Annotated in this window: 17 protein-coding genes; 9 read left to right on the top strand and 8 right to left on the bottom strand. The window is 69.0% G+C overall.

The genetic code is table 11. The features are described 5' to 3' along the window. Positions 1-364 precede the first annotated feature (364 nt). From OG948_RS24605 to OG948_RS24575, 7 genes are all read left to right on the top strand, one after another. The gene (locus OG948_RS24605) at positions 365-640 is read left to right on the top strand and encodes a hypothetical protein (RefSeq protein ID WP_406298550.1); all 276 of its coding nucleotides are present in this window, start codon (positions 365-367) and stop codon (positions 638-640) included. A gap of 451 nt (positions 641-1,091) precedes the next feature. After that, positions 1,092-1,511 (top strand): TIGR03668 family PPOX class F420-dependent oxidoreductase, encoded by a 420-nt coding sequence (locus OG948_RS24600; RefSeq protein ID WP_406298549.1) that lies wholly within the window; start codon positions 1,092-1,094, stop codon positions 1,509-1,511. Positions 1,512-1,568: 57 nt separating this feature from the next. Further along, positions 1,569-2,339: a GntR family transcriptional regulator gene (locus OG948_RS24595; protein WP_406298548.1), complete on the top strand. Its 771-nt coding sequence runs from the start codon at positions 1,569-1,571 to the stop codon at positions 2,337-2,339. 264 nt (positions 2,340-2,603) lie between these two features. Beyond that, positions 2,604-2,894, top strand: coding sequence for a hypothetical protein (locus OG948_RS24590; RefSeq protein WP_406298547.1), 291 nt, complete (start codon positions 2,604-2,606; stop codon positions 2,892-2,894). A 100-nt stretch (positions 2,895-2,994) separates the two neighbouring features. Continuing rightward, entirely contained in the window at positions 2,995-3,195 is a 201-nt protein-coding gene (locus OG948_RS24585) for a DUF397 domain-containing protein (protein ID WP_406298546.1), read from the top strand. Positions 3,196-3,225: 30 nt separating this feature from the next. Then, positions 3,226-3,405 (top strand): hypothetical protein, encoded by a 180-nt coding sequence (locus tag OG948_RS24580; protein ID WP_406298545.1) that lies wholly within the window; start codon positions 3,226-3,228, stop codon positions 3,403-3,405. 183 nt (positions 3,406-3,588) lie between these two features. Next, complete coding sequence (locus tag OG948_RS24575) at positions 3,589-3,981, top strand: hypothetical protein (RefSeq protein WP_406298544.1); 393 nt, start codon at positions 3,589-3,591, stop codon at positions 3,979-3,981. Between the two features lie 281 nt (positions 3,982-4,262). Here OG948_RS24575 and OG948_RS24570 read toward each other — a convergent pair whose 3' ends face one another. The 3 genes from OG948_RS24570 to OG948_RS24560 all read right to left on the bottom strand — a co-directional run bounded on the left by OG948_RS24570 (position 4,263) and on the right by OG948_RS24560 (position 6,154). Continuing rightward, positions 4,263-4,622: a VOC family protein gene (locus tag OG948_RS24570; protein WP_406298543.1), complete on the bottom strand. Its 360-nt coding sequence runs from the start codon at positions 4,620-4,622 to the stop codon at positions 4,263-4,265. A gap of 517 nt (positions 4,623-5,139) precedes the next feature. Beyond that, a complete protein-coding gene (locus tag OG948_RS24565) occupies positions 5,140-5,334 on the bottom strand; it encodes a DUF397 domain-containing protein (RefSeq protein WP_406298542.1) in 195 nt (64 codons plus the stop codon). A 4-nt stretch (positions 5,335-5,338) separates the two neighbouring features. Beyond that, positions 5,339-6,154 (bottom strand): Scr1 family TA system antitoxin-like transcriptional regulator, encoded by an 816-nt coding sequence (locus tag OG948_RS24560; protein WP_406298541.1) that lies wholly within the window; start codon positions 6,152-6,154, stop codon positions 5,339-5,341. Positions 6,155-6,283: 129 nt separating this feature from the next. On the opposite strand from OG948_RS24560, the gene OG948_RS24555 reads away from it, so the two are divergent. Together OG948_RS24555 and OG948_RS24550 are read left to right on the top strand one after the other, a co-directional pair. After that, positions 6,284-6,508, top strand: coding sequence for a hypothetical protein (locus OG948_RS24555; protein WP_406298540.1), 225 nt, complete (start codon positions 6,284-6,286; stop codon positions 6,506-6,508). Positions 6,509-6,727: 219 nt separating this feature from the next. Next, a complete protein-coding gene (locus tag OG948_RS24550; RefSeq protein WP_406298539.1) occupies positions 6,728-7,918 on the top strand; it encodes an amidohydrolase family protein in 1,191 nt (396 codons plus the stop codon). 69 nt (positions 7,919-7,987) lie between these two features. Here OG948_RS24550 and OG948_RS24545 read toward each other — a convergent pair whose 3' ends face one another. The 5 genes from OG948_RS24545 to OG948_RS24525 all read right to left on the bottom strand — a co-directional run bounded on the left by OG948_RS24545 (position 7,988) and on the right by OG948_RS24525 (position 14,736). Then, positions 7,988-8,788, bottom strand: a complete 801-nt coding sequence (locus OG948_RS24545; RefSeq protein WP_406298538.1) for a DUF6585 family protein — start codon at positions 8,786-8,788, stop codon at positions 7,988-7,990. Positions 8,789-9,609: 821 nt separating this feature from the next. Then, on the bottom strand, positions 9,610-10,722 hold the full coding sequence (gene mnmA / locus OG948_RS24540; RefSeq protein WP_406298537.1) for a tRNA 2-thiouridine(34) synthase MnmA: 1,113 nt from the start codon (positions 10,720-10,722) through the stop codon (positions 9,610-9,612). Positions 10,723-10,951: 229 nt separating this feature from the next. Further along, on the bottom strand, positions 10,952-12,139 hold the full coding sequence (locus OG948_RS24535; RefSeq protein WP_406298536.1) for a cysteine desulfurase family protein: 1,188 nt from the start codon (positions 12,137-12,139) through the stop codon (positions 10,952-10,954). 503 nt (positions 12,140-12,642) lie between these two features. Next, a complete protein-coding gene (locus OG948_RS24530; RefSeq protein WP_406298535.1) occupies positions 12,643-13,317 on the bottom strand; it encodes a trimeric intracellular cation channel family protein in 675 nt (224 codons plus the stop codon). 36 nt (positions 13,318-13,353) lie between these two features. Then, the gene (locus OG948_RS24525) at positions 13,354-14,736 is read right to left on the bottom strand and encodes an ABC transporter ATP-binding protein (protein ID WP_406298534.1); all 1,383 of its coding nucleotides are present in this window, start codon (positions 14,734-14,736) and stop codon (positions 13,354-13,356) included. Positions 14,737-14,746 lie beyond the last annotated feature (10 nt).

The raw sequence follows: 14,746 nt of genomic DNA, 5'->3' as shown, positions 1-14,746 counted from the left end.
ATCCGAGTAGGCATGTGAGCCCGTTCTGTTCGGTCTGTGGGCAGGGGGCGGACGTCTCGGCTCACTGGCCGTTGACTCGGCGCGAGCTGGTCTCGCGTGGCGTAGCCCGCCCGGACATGCCCGGCTACCGGCGGTCGTTCTGTGTGCCGTGCTACTCGGCCGCCGTGAAGGCACGTAAGGCCCGTACGGGCGCCACCTGACGGCAACGGGCCCGGGGGATTCACCACTGTCCCCCGGGCCCGGGAAAGGACCCCCCATGCCCCGCAAGCCCCGCCCCCCTTGCCCGATCCCCGGGTGTCCCGAGCTGACCTCGGGCGGGCAGTGCGCGAAGCACAGACGGCAGGCGAACCGACTACGTGATGAGGTGTCACCTCGGTACGACTCGGCCCGTTGGCGTCGCATCCGCCGCGCATACCTGTACGCGAACCCGTGGTGTGTGCTGTGCGCCGCGCCTGCCGTGGTTGCCGACCACTTCCCGCTCAGTCGCCGTGTCCTGGTCGACCAGGGCGTGACCGATCCCGACGCGCCCGAGCGTCTGCGTCCGCTGTGTGTGCGCTGCCACAACGGCGAGACGGCACGTCGTCAGCCGGGCGGCTTCGCTGCCGAGCGTCGCTCTGAGCGCGAGTCCGGGCTGAGTTGAGCGCGCAGCCCAGGCGGGGACCCCCTCCCTCCGGCCTGATTCGGCGGCAGGGAGAGAAGAAACCAGCGCGGCTCATTGGACCGTTTGTGTGGGGCCATACAACCGTTGCGAGTATCAACTATTGGTTTCGGATCCGCCCCACCGACCATGATCGCCGCACAACTTGCCTGATACGTAAGCGAGTTGGGTCTCTCGCCGAGCGTACGCACCGGCCTTGTCCCGCCGGACCGAGAGACGACGGATTCGGACATCTGGGACTAGTTCTCTGGTAACCCCACCGGGCTGCAACGTCACGCCGTTCGACCAGGCACCGAACCGCGAGACGGAAGGACCCGTGACACAGACAGGGCCCCGGAGTACGCCCCCAATTACGGGAGCGCACTCCGGGGCCCTTCTGTGTTTACTGTTCGTGATTGTTGTCGGCCCATCGATGCCAATGTACCGTCACGGTATGAGGCTGAATCCTGATGAAGCATGCACGCGCTTCCGTGAATCCCGCGTAGCCCGTTTGGCCACTGTGTCGGGTACTGGCGAGCCGCATATGGTTCCCATCACATTCGCATTCGAAGGAGGAATGTTGTATTTCGCCGTCGATCACAAACCGAAGGTTTCATCCAATCTACGGCGACTGCGTAATATCCAGGAGAATAGTCGAGTATCAATCCTGGTCGATCGATACGCCGACGATTGGTCTGAACTCTGGTGGGTCCGCGCCGACGGACACGCCGAGATTTGGGAGAACGACCCACGCCGCGCCGCACCCGTTGCCTTGCTGAGGGAGAAATATCCGCAGTACCGAGAGCACACACCGGAGGGTCCCGTAGTCGCGATCACGATTCACAGCCTGACGGGTTGGGCCTTCGCCGAGTGAGGCCACCGGTGAGATGGCATAGCCTTGCTTGCATAGCCAAGTGGAGGTGACGTTGTGATGCCCGATCGGGATGCCCCGCTGTTCCGAAGGATTGCCGATGACCTGCGCGCATCGATCCTGTCCGGTGAACTTGCTCCCGGTGCGCGGTTGCCTTCCGAGAACGACCTCAAGGATCGGTACGGCACAACCCGCGCCACGGTGCGCAAATCGCTCGCGTTGCTCAAAGCCGATGGACTCCTGATCAGCAACCAGGGCAAAGGCGTTTTCGTTCGCCCACGCCCGAACGTTCAGTTTCTCACGACCGGCACCAACTTCCGGCACCGTCGAGACACGGGAGTCGCAAATTATAACGCCGAGGCTATTGCGCAGGGACTCCGGGCGAAACAGGAAATCCTTGCCGTGGAGATCATCCCGGCACCGGCGGAAATTGCCGAGCGTCTGGGAGTCGAGACGGGCACTCCCGTTATCCTCCGTCGCCGCCGATTCTTCGTGAACGGCGAGCCAATGCAAAACGTGGACGGCTACTACCCTGCCGATCGATTCGCCGATACCCCTGTTGCGGAATCTTCGCGGATTCGCGGCGGCGTCAGTCGGTTGATCGAAGACCCCGAAGGACCGATCAAACAACGGATCGTTCAGTTCGTCGAAGACCTGGTCATCCGGATGCCGACTCCGAAGGAAACGGAAGAACTCGCGATTCCGCCAGGCGTACCGCTCGCACGAGTGTTCCGGAGCGCGCACGTCGCCTCCGGTGAGGTCGTGGAAGTCCTGGACTCGCGAGTCCCGTGCGACCGTCACGTCTTCCGATACGTGATCGACGTCCCCTGAAAGTTGATCTTGAGGCTCCGACCCCAGACTCGGCGCATCATCTTGCATATCCAAGTCACGAAGCCTACGGTGGGGATGACTTGGATATGCAAGTTGATCTGTCCGGGAAGGGAGTGGCATGAAGAAGTCGACGCATCCGACCGGCGCACTGCGGACGTTAAGCCCGGATCGGTACGCGATGCGGGAGTGGATCATCCGCCGCGTTCGTGCTCGGTATCCCCGGTTGGCTTCGCGGCGGCCATCCCTCGGCGCGGGGCGGTCGTCGTGAGCCGTGAAGCGGGCTTCGTCGTCGGTCCGGACGGGATCGCGGACCCGATCATCGTGGCGCGGGAATTGCCGCCACGCGAACGCCCGTTGCCACTGCGGTACGCCGTTGGCGATTGGGTCGCCCCGCGCCCCGGCATGAGCCACGACGCCTACCCCGCCGGACGGGTCGAACGAGCCGAGGACTCGCCCGGACTCGACAACGACCAAGTGGTCATGGTGCTTCCGCCGGGCGGCATGCCGTACATGCTGAAAGGCTCCAAGCTGTACCGGGCCAAGCCGCCGCACTGACCCCCACATTCGCCCCGCCCGATGCTCGGGGATGAACACCGGGCGGGGACTGCACAACCGGCAAGGCAACGCACCACGGGACTACACAGGAGGCGAACACATGCCCAAGTACGAGTACCGCACGTCAAGCCGCTGCGACTACAACAACAACAATCCCCGCTGCGTAGAGGTGGCCACCAACGTGAACGGCGTCGTCGCCGTCCGGCACAGCGTCACGGGTAGCGTTCAGGAGTACACCCCCGCCGAGTGGAACGCGTTCATCGAGGGCGCCAAGGCGGGAGAGTTCGACCTGACGGCGTAACACGCGCCGGGCAGCGAAAGGAGCGCCCGCGTGACCACATGCCCCGTGTGCGGTGCCGAGACCATGCCGGACCCGGAATGGCCCACCGCGCTGTTCTGCTTCGTCTGCGCGAAGGTGACCGGCACGCTTCGGCAACGGCACCCGATGATCGAGGCACCGCGCTACAGCGGGGCTACGCGAGCGCTCCGGGAACTACGCCGACCCACCTGACAGGGTCAAGCGCAACGGCCCCGCTCCCGTTCGGGGGCGGGGTTTTCGCTTTCTCGCTACTCCCGAGCTTCGACCTGTTCGCCGAGCTTGATGACGACCAGGTCGTAACCCACAAATGAAGAAGCCCCGGCGACCGCAGCAACGGTCCCGGGATCGGCCGACAGCTTTGAAGGAGCTGACGACGTGACCCACTTTATCGCTGCCATTTTCGGATGGCTGCGCCGACTGCTCACCCCGCCGAAGTCGGCCGGAAAGCACGCCCGATCCGCCGATCGGAAGCACCCCCGACCGGGCCATCCCACCAGCCCGAAGCCCCAGACCCGCCCACAGTGGCGCGACTTCGTACCGCCCACCCCCGCCGACGACGACCCGCCCATGCAGGACTCGGCGACCGTCGTCCGGCCTTATCTCATGACGCCGGACGAACTCGCTGAGTGGCGCCGGCAGTGCGCCGAAGCAGAAGCGGCCGAACAACGGGGACAAGCGGAAGCACGACACGCCGAACTCGCCGAAGCAACCGTACGACCCGCCCGTGACTGGACCGTCGCAGCACGCGCGGCGGGGGTGTTCGGGTGATACTCGCCCCGTCCTACCGCCACTGCTGCCGCTGTGAGAGCGCGACCGACCTTGTCCCGGTACAAGTGATCGAGTCCGGGCGCGGTGCGTCCGGGCGGACTCTGTGGGCATGCGCCGAGCACGCCCCGGCTTTCCCGCCGCTCGAACAGCCCGCCGCGCGCCACCTGCCCGAACGTAACCCGCTCCCGCCGATCACCCTCGCTGTCTAGCTCGCCCCCTTGCCCCGTCTGGCCACCGTGCCGGGCGGGGCTCTTTCGCGTCCCTGACCAGGGGGTATACGCTCAGAACTGGTAGTTCGACGTGTTCGGGTCCGCGAAGACCACCCAGCCCCGGCCGTTCGGCTTGCGCCGGTCGTCGACGATCACGCCACCGAGCGCGAGCACCCGCTCGACCTCCTCCTCGCGCGAACGCCCGGGCTCCAGGTCGAGGTGCACCCGGTTCTTCAGCGTCTTCGCCTCCGGCACCCGCACGAACAACAGCGTCACCTGTCCTGCGGGCGTGTCCAGACCGACCTCGTCGTCACCGGGCGAGTCGTCCGCGTCCACCGGAAGATCGAGTACCTGCCCCCAGAACCGCGCGAGTTCATAGGGCTCGTACGGCGGAGCACAGTCGAAGGTGATGTGCCGGATGGTGGAACCCACGCGATCTCCCAAGGCCGAGGAAGGAACCGAACACCCCCACCGAACACCAAAGCGAGCGATTCGGCTCGACAATTTCGCGAGCAACTCGGCTCGACAATTTCTCGGCACCGGCGCCAAGCGGCCGTGACAAGACCGACCGAGAGACGCACGATCGCGGGCGGGGTGGCCGGGTAATAACGACCGTACGGTGGGTCGCTCCGCCCGAACGCGGAGCGGCCGGCCGGGCCCTGAGGCCGGCTGCCTTGCCCGCCGCTCCGCGCCGGGTTGCCTGTCCGCTCCGCAGCCACGGTCCAGCAGCCGCTCCGCGCCGGGACGCACGTCCCCTACGGGGCCGGACGACGTCCGTGCGTTCGACCCTCCGGCCACCATTGCCCTGGGGTATCCGGGATGGCCGGATCCGCCGACTGACCGCTGCTCGGGGCCACACCCACAGCAGCGCGCCGAACGACAACGCAACCGAGCCCCAGGCCGGCCGCGCCTGAAGGCGCCGGGCCTGGGGCTCGGTTGCGTTGGTTCGTCAGGACCTGCGTACACGGTCCAGCAGGGCCGACCAGGAGGCGTGCGCGATGGTGAGGTGGCCGAGGGCGGGCGCCTTGCTGTCGCGGACGGGGACTGCCGCGAGGCCACCGGCGACCTCGACGCAGTCGCCGCCGTTGTCGCTGCTGTAGGTGCTCTTGCGCCACTGCTGGGACAAGGTCGCGTTAGTGATCATGGGCTCACAATTCCTTCAGCGCGGAGACGATCAGGTCTCTTGACCTTGTGGTCGAATGAGCCTCGGCAGTCAACAGATCGTATGCCCGCTGAGCTGCCTTCACCTCAGTCGGAGCTGCCAGGATCTGCCCCTGCAGGAATCCGTCCACATAGACCACGTCTGGTCCTTCGTCCAGCGTAAGCGCTGTGAACGGCCCGCCAACCCCGGCGTGGCCTCCAGCTTCGTAGGGAATTACCTGGATCACGAATCGAGGCTGCTGTGCGATCTCGATGATTCGTTCGAACTGTTCGCGCATGATTTCGGAACTACCCCAGCGGCGGCGCAGCAGGTTCTCATCCAGGACGGCACGAAACTCGGGAGGATCAGCGCGCTCAAAGATGCGTTGCCGCCGCATCCGAGCCGTGACCTGCTCTTCCAGTGCGTTCGCATCCGGGCGCCTCGCTGCCAGCACCGCGCGTGCATACCGCTCCGTCTGAAGCAGCCCGGGCACAACCTGCACCTGGAACGACCGAATGATCGACGCGGCCTCCTCCAGCTCGACGAACGGCCTGAACCACGCCGGGTACGCGTACCGGATGACCAACGGCCACAGCCGCTGGAACCGGTCGCCCGTTCCGAAGAGTTGGTCGGCCAGCTTCGAGAGGTCCTCCGTCGGCAACCGTTTGGCCGACTCGATCTTGTTGAGCAGCGATGGTGCCATCCAGGCTCGTTTGGCCATCGCGCGCTGCGTCATCCCGATCTTCTCGCGCTCGCGCCTGAACTCGGTCGCATAGAACGTGAGTACGGACGCCGAGGGGTCCAGTTCGGTGGCGGCGGACACATTGCCCCCATAAAGCGTTGAAAGCGAACGAAGTCAATCCCCGGCCCCTGCCGATCGTAAATGCCCACCGTCACGCTTGGCGTACAAACAGCAGCAATGAGTCCGCATGCCAACGAAAGGCGCATCGACATGAGCCACCCCCGCCGGGCGTCCGCCGCATCACAACTCGCCTCCACGGACGGCGATCCATACCCGGAACCGCCCGGCAGCGGCATCGTGATCGCCGTGTACTGGGTGGGGCCGGACGGCACGCGGGTCGTCGTACCGCCCCAACTCCACAAGCGTTCCTCGCGTGACCCGTGGCCGAGCACGAATCCGCCGTGTACGTGCTCGCCGGACTGCCCGATGCGGTGAACGACCCGTCGCCGCAGGGCGCACGACCCGCCGACCGGCCATGGGACCGGTGCGGCGGCCACCGCGCAGGCCGGCCGCCGACGGGCGCCCGGTGCGCGGCAGGGGGTCGGGCCGCAGACGTCGGGCCCGGCCCCCATTCGCCGTCGATAGTCCGGGCTTTCCGGGTATTTCGCGACTAGGGTGATGTCCCAGGGACCGACCCGAAGGGACGGGAACGACATGTTGGTGATCCGAGCCGCACGCGCCTTCGACGGCGAACGAGCGCTTCCCGGACCGGTGTCCGTCTTCGTGGAGGACGGTCGCATCATCGGGCTGGAGTCCGGCGCATCCCCGATCCCGGACGGCTGGCGCCTGATCGAACACCCAACGGCGACCGTGCTCCCCGGCCTGTTCGACCTGCACAGCCACCTCGGCGGGGACAGTCGGGACGGCGCGCTCGACCGGCTGCCGAACTACTCCCCCGACGAACTCGACGCCGTGATCACCGACTCGCTACGGCGCGAACTGGCCGTCGGGGTGACCGTGGTGCGCGATCTGGGCGACCGCGACTGGTCGGTGCTGCACCGGCGCGATCGGGCGGCGGACGGTCTGCCCACGCCGACCATCCTGGCCGCCGGTCCGCCGATCACCAGTGCCAAGGGGCACTGTTGGCGCTTCGGCAGCGAGGTGGTCGGGGCCGATCAACTGCGCGCGGCCGTTCGGGAGCGGGCCGAGCGCGGTGTGGACGTGGTCAAGGTCATGGGCAGTGGCGGCACGATGACCCCGGGTACCGACGTAATGCACTGTCAATTCACCTTGCCGGAACTGCGTCTGATCGTGGACGAGGCGCACGCCGCCGGGCTGCCGGTGACCGTACACGCACACAACCTGCCCGCCGTCGAACAGGCCCTCGCCGCGCACGCCGACGGCATCGAGCACTGCACATGCCTGACCGATCGGGGCGTGGAGATCTCCGACGACCTGCTGCACCGACTCGCGGCGCGGCGAATCGCCGTGTGTCCCACGCTCGGTACCGACCCGGACGCGCTTGCGCCGCCGTCGGTGCGGGAGTTGCTGGAGCGCATCGGAGCGACCCGCGAGGTCCGACTCGCCCACATGGCCCGCGCCCACCGGGCCGGGGTCCGCATCGTCTCCGGAGCCGACTCGGGGATCACCGCCGCCAAGCCGCACGGGAGCCTGCCGCAGGCGATCGCCGATCTGGTCATCGGGGGCGTCTCGACGGCCGACGCGCTCGCCTCGGCCACCTCCGTCGCCGCCGACGCGGTCGGCCTCGGCGGACGCAAGGGCCGGCTCCGCGCCGGCCACGATGCCGACCTCCTGCTGTGCGACGGCGACCCCCTCGACCGCATCGACGCGCTCACCGCCGTCACGGCGGTCATGGTCGGCGGCACCTGGGCGAATCTCGCCTAGGCCGTTCCCTTTTCGGTTCGTTGCCTTCATTTCTCCGGAACCGCCGCCGGAGCGCCGACCTTCGCCGGATCAGACCGGATCGCCTGACCGCGACCGATTCCCGGACGCCTCCTGGCGCATCCTCGTCGCCAGGGCCACGAAGACCGACAGATTCAGGACCGCCTCCGCAGGGAGCCTGGCCCACGGCTTCCTGTCGCCGCGCCGATGGATCTCCAGCCAACCCTGTTTCACCGTGACCCGGTCGACCTCGCGCCAGTCGAGCCGCTGATCGAGACACCCGACGCCGGCGGGATCGAGATGGGCCCCGAAGAAGTCGACCCGTTCGCCCGCCTTGAGCCGGTCCCTGTCCTGCGGCAGCCGTACCCGCGTGAATGCCTTGTCCAGCTCGTCGGCGAACCGGGCGGCCCCCTTGTACACGTCGTTCACTTCGATCTCGTCGCCCTCACGCGGAGACACCCAGAGTTCGTGGATGGTGGCGCTGGTGATCCCGGTCGTCACTTTCGCGCTGCGCCGCCGGATGCCGTCGATCTCGTCCCAGGTGTATGGCTCCGGCACCCGCCCGGCAACCTCCCGGACGATGCCGTGCTCGTAGTGGCCCACCCAGACCTGTGCCTGCCGTCTCATGAGTGCGAGGAAGAGGAAGTACCCGGCCGCACCGAATATGGCGGCCCCCAGAATGAGCAGCGGCAGCGAGTAGTACCAGGCGCCTTCGGTTCGCTGATCCTCCACGGCGAACGAGATCCCCAGCCAGAGCACCACCAGCCCGACCAGCGCCGGCAGCACGACCACGATCCACGGGAAGCTCTTGGGCTCGGTCCACACCAGCCCACGGCGCGGTCCGAGTTCGAAGTCCAGCGCGACTCTGCGCATGGCGGGCGGAACAGAGGTAGGACCACGATCCGACACGAGCCCCCCAAGGCCAGACGGCGAAGTGCCACTCTAGGGACGGCGGAACTCGCCCAGGAAGAGCGAACCGACGCGACGCGTCGATCTCCTCAACGTGCCCGACGGGGTCGTCAACTTTCGGATGGACCGTCGCCAACTTTCGGCGGTCCCGCCGCGGTGGTGCGGCCGGCATCGTCGGTGCCACATCGACCGCCCGCACGGCGTCGAAGGCGGTGCGGGCAGCGTTGTGCGGGCACCTGTCGGCCTCCGGGTACGACCCCCGGCCCGGGGGCCGACTTCGACGCGTGGCGTGGCGGTCGCGATTGGGTCGGCTTGGATGTGTGCCCACCCGCTCCACCCGTTGCCTCCGGTGCGGAGGTTGGGGGTTCACAGGCACCGAGGGAGCCTGCTCCGGCCCCGCGGCCCCCGGTGTGGCCGCCCGCAGCTTGGTGGACTGGCTGCGGGAACGAGTCGGGCCTTCCCGGGTCGCCGAACCCGGTCGCGCCCCGGCGCGTCAGCGCCCACGACCCCGGCGAGACCTCGTGATCGACGCGCGAAGCGCGGAGAGCGGCGGAGCCGCAGAATTTGACTTCGTGGCCCGGAGCGAAGCGGAGGGACACGAAGTCACGAGCGAGGGGCCGCTTTTTTCTCGGAGGAGCGAAGCGGGGGAGAGAAAAAAGTGGTCCCTCGCGAGCCGGCGACGAAGTCGCCCAACAAGCAGCACCGCCGCGGGACACGACTCTGGCCACCCCGCCCCGCACCCCCCGCGACCCAGCCCCCACCCCGCCACCCCCGCGACCCAGCCTCTACGCCGTCCCGTCGATCGTCGCCGACCCGATCACCCGCGTGCCGTCGTACAGCACCACCGCCTGCCCCGGGGCGATGCCTCGGATCGGCTCGGCCAACCGCACGCGGATCTCGTCGCCGACCGCTTCCGCGATCGCCGGCGTCTCCTCGCCGTGTGCTCGGACCTGGGCCGTGCAGGCCACCTCGCCGACCGGGGCCGGACCGCACCACCTCGGGCGGATGCCCACCAGGCGGTCCACGTCCAGCGCCTCGATCGGGCCGACCGTGACGGTGTTGTTCACCGGTGAGATGTCCAGCACGTACCGCGGCTTGCCGTCCGCCGCCGGGTGCCCGATCCGCAGGCCCTTGCGCTGGCCGATGGTGTATCCGTACGCGCCGTCGTGCTCGCCGAGCTTGGTGCCGCTCGCGTCCACGATGTCGCCGCGCTCGGTGCCCAGGTGCTTGGCCAGGAAGCCCTGCGTGTCGCCGTCGGCGATGAAGCAGATGTCGTGGCTGTCCGGCTTCTGCGCGACCGCGAGGTCCCGCCGCTCGGCCTCCAGACGTACGTCGCCCTTCGTGTCGCCGCCGAGCGGGAACATCGCGTGGGCGAGCTGCTCGGTGTCCAGCACACCCAGCACGTACGACTGGTCCTTGCCCATGTCGACCGAGCGGTGCAGCTCGCGCGAGCCGTCCGGGTGCTCGACGATCTGCGCGTAGTGCCCGGTGCAGACCGCGTCGAAGCCGAGTCCGAGCGCCTTGTCCAGCAGCGCCGCGAACTTGATCTTCTCGTTGCAGCGCAGGCACGGGTTGGGCGTACGGCCGGCCTTGTACTCGGCGACGAAGTCGTCCATGACGTCCTCGCGGAAGCGCTCGGCCATGTCCCACACATAGAACGGGATGCCGATCACGTCCGCGGCCCGCCGCGCGTCCCGCGAGTCCTCGATCGTGCAACAGCCTCGGGCGCCCTCGCGCAGCGTCGCGGGTTTCGCCGAGAGCGCGAGGTGGACACCGACCACGTCGTGTCCGGCCTCGACCGCTCGCGCGGCGGCAACGGCGGAGTCGACCCCGCCGGACATGGCGGCGAGCACCCGAAGGCGGCGGCCGTTGGCAGGGGGAAGCGTGTGATCAGACATAGCGCCTCAAGAGTACGTGGTCACCCCGCCGACCCCCGAGGGGATTACCCGAAGCCGAACCCGAGCCGAAGCCGACCCGAGCCCGAAGCCGAAGCCAACCCGAACCCGAGCCGAACCCGACCCGAGCCCGAGCCCGAGCCCAAAGCCAACTCGAACCCAACCCGAACCCAACCCGAACCCAACCCGAAGACACCCCGAACCCGACCCGAACCCCAACCCCCTCGCGGCCCTAGCGCCGCGACGTCACCGACCCCGCCGAGCGGGCTCGGGTGACCACCGGCAGGATCGCCTCGGCCAGCTCCGCGACCTCGGCCTCGGTGGTGGTGTGCCCCAGGCTGAAGCGCAGCGATCCGCGCGCCCGGGCGCTGTCCGCGCCCATCGCGAGCAGCACGTGGCTCGGCTGCGCGACGCCCGCCGAACAGGCCGAACCGGTCGAGCACTCGATCCCGCGCGCGTCGAGCAGCAGCAACAACGAGTCGCCCTCGCAGCCCGGGAAGGAGAAGTGCGCGTTGCCGGGCAGCCGATGCGCCGGGTCCAGTCGCCGATCGCCGTTGAGCTGCGCGTCCGGCACCGCCGCGACGATCCGGCGCACCAGTTCGTCCCGCAGCGCACCCACCCGCCGTGCGTACTGGGCCTGTTCGCGCACCGACTCCTCGGCCGCCACCGCGAGCGCGGCGATCGAAGCGGTGTCCAGCGTGCCCGAGCGCACATCGCGCTCCTGGCCGCCGCCGTGCAGTACCGGTACCGGCGTGATGCCGCGCCCGAGCACGAGCGCGCCGCAGTTGCCCGGGCCGCCGAACTTGTGTCCGGTGACCGTCATCGCGTCCAGCCCGGTCTTCGCGAAGTCGACCGGGATCTGGCCGACCGCCTGGACCGCGTCGGAGTGGAACGGGATGCCGAACTCGTGCGCGATCTCGACCAGCTCGGCGATCGGCTCGACCGTGCCGACCTCGTTGTTGGCCCACATCACCGACACCAGGGCCACCGACGCCGGATCGCGCTCTATCGCCGCCCGCAGCGTCTCCGGCTGTACCCGCCCGTCGGCGTCCACGTCCAGCCACTCGACCACCGCGCCGCCGGCCGACTCCAGCCACAGCACCGGGTCGAGCACGGCATGGTGCTCCACCGGGCTGACCAGTATCCGCCGCCGCGCCGGGTCCGCCGCGATCCGGGACCAGTAGATCCCCTTGATCGCGAGGTTGTCGGCCTCGGTGCCGCCCGCCGTGAAGACGATCTCGCTCGGGCGCGCTCCCAGCGCATGGGCCAGCGACTCGCGGGATTCCTCCACCGTGCGGCGCGCGCGCCGCCCGGACGCGTGCAACGAGGACGGATTCCCGAGGTGGGCAAGCTGTACGGTCATCGCCCGGATTGCCGAAAGGCGCATCGGGGTGGTCGCCGCGTGATCGAAGTAGGCCATCGCACTGTGCAGCTTAGTCGGGTACGCGTGGGCGCCGGCGCGGGCGGCCGTACACCCGTCCGTAGCGCGGCCCTCCTGGCAGGAATCGGCCGAGCCACAGGCGCCAGGTCGGCCGTGCGGCGCGGAGGTACGCGACGAGTCGCCGACGCCGGCTCCCCTCCTTCGGGTCTGGTTGTCTCGGCCGGTGGTCGTAGGTCAACGGCTGCTGGATCTCCCACACATCCTGGTGCAACGCGTGCCGGGGCCGGTTGGGCACGGTCCACTCTTATGCGTGGTGGCCTTCCGCCTGCCGGCCGAGCCTCCGGGACCGGCCGGCGAAGCCGTCCCGGTCTCGGAGACGGGGAAACGACCGGGTGTACGCGACCCTGCGAGCACAGCCCGGCGTTACGCAGCCCTGCGAGCACAGCTACGCAGCCCGGCGTACGCACCCCGGCGAGCACAACCGGCCGGCTCAACCGAGCGGACACACCCGGGCGGACCCCGCCGCGCCGACCGCCGTGGGCTCAGCTCTCCTCGCCGCTGGTGCCCGAGTTCCGGTGCCACGCGCGCGGCGCCCGCCAGCCGCGCCGGAGCGCGAGTACCCGGAGCAGGAACGCGAAGGCCACCGCCGCCGTGGCGGTGACCGGCCCGAACAGATCGAACTCGATCAGCGCGGCGGTGATCCCCGCGCCCAGCAGCGCCGGGAAGGTGTAGATCTCCTTGTCCCAGCGCAGCAGCGTGGGCACTTCTCGGGCCAGTACGTCGCGCATCGCGCCGCCACCGACGGCAGTGGTCACCCCGAGCGCCGCCGCCGGGATCGGATTCAGCCCGTACGCGTACGCCTTCGCGGTGCCGGTGACGCAGAACAGTCCGAGCCCGGCCGCGTCCAGCACGTCGATCGCGGACATGATCCGCTCGACCTGCGGATGCAGGAAGAAGACCAGCCCGGCGGCGAGCAGCGGAGTGGAGAAGGCGCCCAGGTCCGTGAACGCCGCCGGGGGCACCGCGCCGATGATCACGTCCCGGATCACCCCGCCGCCGAGGGCGGTGACCTCGGCGAGCAGGACGATCCCGATGACATCGAAGTTCTTCCGGACGGCCATCAGCGCGCCGGCCGCCGCGAACACGAAGATGCCGATCAGGTCCAGGACCTGTTGGAGCGTGTGGTGGAAGATCTCGGGCGGCACCTCAGGCGACATACCGGATGTTCTACACCGCCCGAGACGAGCCGATACTCATGGGGCCGGTGTGGGCGGTGTGTCCTTCCCATCGGGCTTCTCCGCCGCCTTGGGAGCCGGCTTCGGAGCCGCGCCGGGAGCCGCCTCGGAAGCCCCGTCGGAACCCTCCTCCGACCCCGCCTCCGAAGCAGCGACCTCCGCCGCCCCGGACCCCGCGTCCTCCGCCTCCGAAGCAGCCGCCTCCGAAGCGGCGACCTCCACCGGCTCACGCGCCGCCGGAACCGACACGACGGGCTCGGTCGCCGCCGGCTTCACCAACTCCACCGCCTCGCCCGCGCCCTCCCCCGTCGGCATGTTCTCCGGGAAGTGGCAGGCCACCTGGTGCCGCCCGGCCACCTCGGCCAATGGTGGCTCCCGGGTCTTGCAGATGTCCTGCACCTTCCAGCACCGGGTGTGGAACCGGCAGGCCGGCGGCGGGTCCATCGGGCTGGGCACGTCACCCTTGAGCAGAATGCGCTCGCGGGTCTCCCGCCGGGCCGGGTCCGGGACCGGTACGGCCGACATCAGCGCGACCGTGTACGGGTGCTTGGGCGAGCTGTACAGGTCCTCGCGGTCGGCGATCTCGACGATCTTGCCGAGGTACATCACCGCGACCCGGTCGCTGGTGTGCCGCACCACCGACAGGTCGTGCGCGATGATCAGATAGGTCAGGCCGAACTCGTTCTGCAGGTCGTCCAGCAGGTTGACCACCTGCGCCTGGATCGACACGTCCAGCGCGGAGACCGGTTCGTCGGCGACCACCAGCTTGGGCCGCAGCGCCAGCGCGCGGGCGATGCCGATCCGTTGCCGCTGGCCGCCGGAGAACTCGTGCGGATAGCGGTTGTAGTGCTCGGGGCTGAGCCCGACCAGCTCCAACAACTCCTGCACGGCCTTCTTGATCCCACCCTCGGGGGTGACCTTCTGCAACCGGAACGGCAGTCCCACGATGGTGCCGACGGTGTGCCGGGGGTTCAGCGAGGACTGCGGATCCTGGAAGATCATCTGGAAGTCGCGCCGCAGCGGCCGCAGTTGCCCACGCGAAAGATTGGTGAGGTCGCGTCCGCCGAACTCGATGGTGCCCTCGGAGGGTTCGAGCAGCCGCATCACCATCCGCCCGGTGGTCGACTTCCCGCAGCCCGACTCGCCGACCAGGCCGAGGGTCTCGCCCTCGCGGATGTCGAAGTCGAGCCCGTCCACCGCCTTGACCGTGCCGGCCCGGCGTCGGGTCATCCCGGATCGGATCGGGAAGTGCTTGCGCAGCCCGCGCACGCGCACCAACACATCCCGCTCCCGCGCGTCCGGGGACGCGCCTCCCGCCTCGGCGGCCTGCGCAGCTTCCACGTCGTCTCCCGCTCGGGCGCCCTCGGTCACTTCAGCGTTCCCGTTCCCTGTCCCACCCATGTGGCCGGCC

This window comes from Embleya sp. NBC_00888 (assembly GCF_045207655.1).
In the GTDB taxonomy this organism is placed as follows: Bacteria; Actinomycetota; Actinomycetes; order Streptomycetales; family Streptomycetaceae; genus Embleya.
The sequence above is the reverse complement of the archived record's forward strand: the minus strand, read 5'-3'. Positions and strand labels throughout refer to the sequence as shown.

Bases quoted from the DNA above. Each gene is read 5' to 3' on its own strand.
- OG948_RS24600 (WP_406298549.1), top strand. From the start codon at position 1,092: ATGAGGCTGAATCCTGATGAAGCATGCACGCGCTTCCGTGAATCCCGC.
- OG948_RS24595 (WP_406298548.1), top strand. From the start codon at position 1,569: ATGCCCGATCGGGATGCCCCGCTGTTCCGAAGGATTGCCGATGACCTG.
- OG948_RS24585 (WP_406298546.1), top strand. From the start codon at position 2,995: ATGCCCAAGTACGAGTACCGCACGTCAAGCCGCTGCGACTACAACAAC.
- OG948_RS24565 (WP_406298542.1), bottom strand. From the start codon at position 5,334: ATGATCACTAACGCGACCTTGTCCCAGCAGTGGCGCAAGAGCACCTAC.
- OG948_RS24555 (WP_406298540.1), top strand. From the start codon at position 6,284: ATGAGCCACCCCCGCCGGGCGTCCGCCGCATCACAACTCGCCTCCACG.
- OG948_RS24550 (WP_406298539.1), top strand. From the start codon at position 6,728: ATGTTGGTGATCCGAGCCGCACGCGCCTTCGACGGCGAACGAGCGCTT.
- OG948_RS24545 (WP_406298538.1), bottom strand. From the start codon at position 8,788: ATGCGCAGAGTCGCGCTGGACTTCGAACTCGGACCGCGCCGTGGGCTG.
- mnmA (WP_406298537.1), bottom strand. From the start codon at position 10,722: ATGTCTGATCACACGCTTCCCCCTGCCAACGGCCGCCGCCTTCGGGTG.
- OG948_RS24535 (WP_406298536.1), bottom strand. From the start codon at position 12,139: ATGGCCTACTTCGATCACGCGGCGACCACCCCGATGCGCCTTTCGGCA.
- OG948_RS24530 (WP_406298535.1), bottom strand. From the start codon at position 13,317: ATGTCGCCTGAGGTGCCGCCCGAGATCTTCCACCACACGCTCCAACAG.
- OG948_RS24525 (WP_406298534.1), bottom strand. From the start codon at position 14,736: ATGGGTGGGACAGGGAACGGGAACGCTGAAGTGACCGAGGGCGCCCGA.